We start from the raw sequence: 2,587 nt of genomic DNA, 5'->3' as shown, positions 1-2,587 counted from the left end.
CTGGTCGAACGTAAAAGCCGTATTTATCTGACGAAGAAGGTTTTTTCTAAAGACTCTGCCGAAGTTGCCGCCGCTATTATCTCGATGCTGAGCGGCTATAAGGACGTCTGTCACACAATCACGTTCGACAACGGCAGGGAGTTTACCCGGCACAAGGAAGTCGCTGACGCGTTGGAAGCGGAAACCTACTTCGCTCATCCATATGCCTCGTGGCAGCGCGGGCTAAAGGAGAACACCAATGGGTTGTTGAGGCAGTTTATCCCGAAAGGAACTGACCTGACGGCAGTGACGGATGACGAGCTCCGCAAGTACCAGGGAGCACTGAATAGCAGGCCACGGAAATGCCTTGGGTTCCGGCAACCTTCAGTGGTCTTTGTAGAGCTAAAACAGGCGGCTTAGCGTTGCACTTCAAACTTGAATCCGCTCTCTGCGCATGGGTTATGAAGCCGTGCAGGCGCTGCTCGAGGAAGAACATCAGTCGATTATTGATATCGTTGCCGCGTGGCCTAGCGTGCAGGGCACCCACGATATCGGCACGCGTCAATCTGACCCCACCCGTTTTATTCAGCTGCATTTGGAAATGGACGATCACTTGCCGTTGTACCCGGCTTATCAGGTAGCCGAACAAGTTAAACAGGCGCTTATAAAAAATTCTAGGTTCTGACGTGATTATTCATCAGGATCCCTGCTCCGTGGTGCCCGAAGGGCGTCAGGAAAGTTTTTAGCTGTAAAACTTTTTAAATGAAATAGTTACTGCCTACATGCCTACACTGCGTAAAACGTGATGTAACGCAAAAAAAATAGCCGAATGTTGCCTGACCTGAATCAATTCAGCTGGCAGGGTTTGATATATTATTGCCATTAATTTAGTCGCTTATCTCGCTCGCGTACGTCGTTATGCTCCGGCGTCCAGAATTTAACATTTGCATCTACAAGTTCAGAGGTTGTCATGATTAAGAAAATCGGTGTACTGACAAGCGGCGGTGATGCCCCAGGCATGAACGCTGCAATCCGTGGTGTGGTTCGCGCCGCGCTCAGTGAAGGACTAGAAGTTTGTGGCATTTATGACGGCTATCTGGGCTTGTATGAAGACTGCATGATCAATCTTGATCGCTATAGCGTGTCCGATATGATTAACCGCGGCGGCACTTTCCTCGGTTCGGCGCGTTTTCCGGAATTCCGTAATGAAGACGTGCGCACCGTGGCGATTGAGAACATGAAAAAGCGCGGTATTGATGCGCTGGTGGTAATCGGCGGCGACGGCTCCTACATGGGTGCCAAGTGCCTGACAGAGATGGGCTTCCCGTGCATCGGTCTGCCGGGCACCATCGACAATGACGTGGCCGGTACGGACTATACCATCGGCTACTTCACCGCGCTGGAAACCGTGGTCGAAGCGATTGACCGCCTGCGCGATACCTCCTCATCACACCAGCGCATCTCTATCGTTGAGGTAATGGGCCGCTACTGTGGTGACCTGACGCTGGCGGCTGCGATTGCTGGTGGCTGTGAGTTTATCGTGCTGCCGGAATATCCGTACACCCGTGAAGAACTGGTGAGCGAGATTAAAGCCGGTATCGCCAAAGGTAAAAAACACGCTATCGTCGCGATTACCGAGCACATCTGCGATATCAACGATCTGGCAAAATATATCGAAGAAGAGACCAATCGCGAGACCCGTGCCACGGTGCTGGGCCACATTCAGCGCGGCGGTGCGCCGGTTGCCTATGACCGCATTCTGGCTTCCCGCATGGGCGCTTACTCTATCGAGCTACTGCTGCAGGGCTACGGTGGCCGCTGCGTCGGTATTCAGAACGAGAAGATGGTGCATCACGACATTATCGACGCGATTGAGAACATGAAGCGTCCGTTTAAAGGCGACTGGCTGGAAACCGCCAAGAAGCTTTACTGATTTTCCTGTATCAAAGCAAGGCGCCGCAGGTCAGCGCCTTTTTTATCTCTGCATGAATACCCCTCCTATGGAGGTGGTCAGCAACAAGTTGGCTCTGCCAATAATGCTACTCATGGGAAAATCCGAATCTGTTATCCCCATAACTGATAAGGATTTAACCATGAGTAGATTCCAGAAAGCATCTCATGTGCTCTGGTGTTGTCAATATCATATCGTATGGACACCCAAGTACCGATTTTGCATTCTTAGGTGTAGTGGCACACTGATACTGGCCACCTGATCGGAAGGTGATATTCTCACCTTCCCAACACCACAGGTGACCCAATGGCTAAACATTTCACGCCAGAATTTAAGCTCGAAGCGGCGAAGTTAGTTGTCGACCACGGCTATACCTACGTTAAGGCCGCAGAGGCAGTTAACGTAAGCCATTCGGCTATCCCCCGTTGGGTGAATAAGCTGCGACTTGAGCGCCAGGGGAAAACGCCCGCCGGGCTTCCTCTGACGCCAGAACAGCTCGAGCTGCGTGAGGCGAGGAAGAAAATACAACGCCTTGAAATGGAGAACGAAATCCTAAAAAAGGCTACGGCGCTCTTAATGTCGGACGCACTCAACGGTTCACGGTAGTCGACAGGCTAAGAGCGAGGTATCCGGTCGCTGCGTTGTGCCAGACTTTTG

The 2,587-nt window shown here is 51.8% G+C and carries 3 protein-coding genes and 2 pseudogenes; all 5 read left to right on the top strand.

All coding sequences use genetic code 11. From position 1 onward, the window contains the following. Positions 1–399 (top strand): IS30 family transposase (locus tag BBW68_RS00710; protein WP_148127481.1); only part of this gene is annotated, 399 nt, incomplete at its 5' end. Positions 400–424: 25 nt separating this feature from the next. Continuing rightward, positions 425–725: pseudogene (locus BBW68_RS00705) on the top strand (cation transporter dimerization domain-containing protein); the annotation flags it as partial. Between the two features lie 224 nt (positions 726–949). Beyond that, positions 950–1,912, top strand: coding sequence for a 6-phosphofructokinase (pfkA, locus tag BBW68_RS00700; protein WP_070133584.1), 963 nt, complete (start codon positions 950–952; stop codon positions 1,910–1,912). 160 nt (positions 1,913–2,072) lie between these two features. Beyond that, positions 2,073–2,162: pseudogene (locus BBW68_RS19320) on the top strand (IS200/IS605 family transposase); the annotation flags it as partial. 74 nt (positions 2,163–2,236) lie between these two features. Beyond that, positions 2,237–2,536, top strand: coding sequence for an IS3 family transposase (locus BBW68_RS00695; protein ID WP_070133583.1), 300 nt, complete (start codon positions 2,237–2,239; stop codon positions 2,534–2,536). Positions 2,537–2,587: the final 51 nt, after the last annotated feature.

It is taken from the genome of Candidatus Erwinia dacicola, assembly GCF_001756855.1.
Lineage (GTDB): Bacteria > Pseudomonadota > Gammaproteobacteria > Enterobacterales > Enterobacteriaceae > Erwinia > Erwinia dacicola.
Note: the sequence above shows the minus strand (reverse complement) of the source record. Positions and strands in the feature narration are given on the sequence as shown.

Bases quoted from the DNA above. Each gene is read 5' to 3' on its own strand.
- BBW68_RS00695 (WP_070133583.1), top strand. From the start codon at position 2,237: ATGGCTAAACATTTCACGCCAGAATTTAAGCTCGAAGCGGCGAAGTTA.
- pfkA (WP_070133584.1), top strand. From the start codon at position 950: ATGATTAAGAAAATCGGTGTACTGACAAGCGGCGGTGATGCCCCAGGC.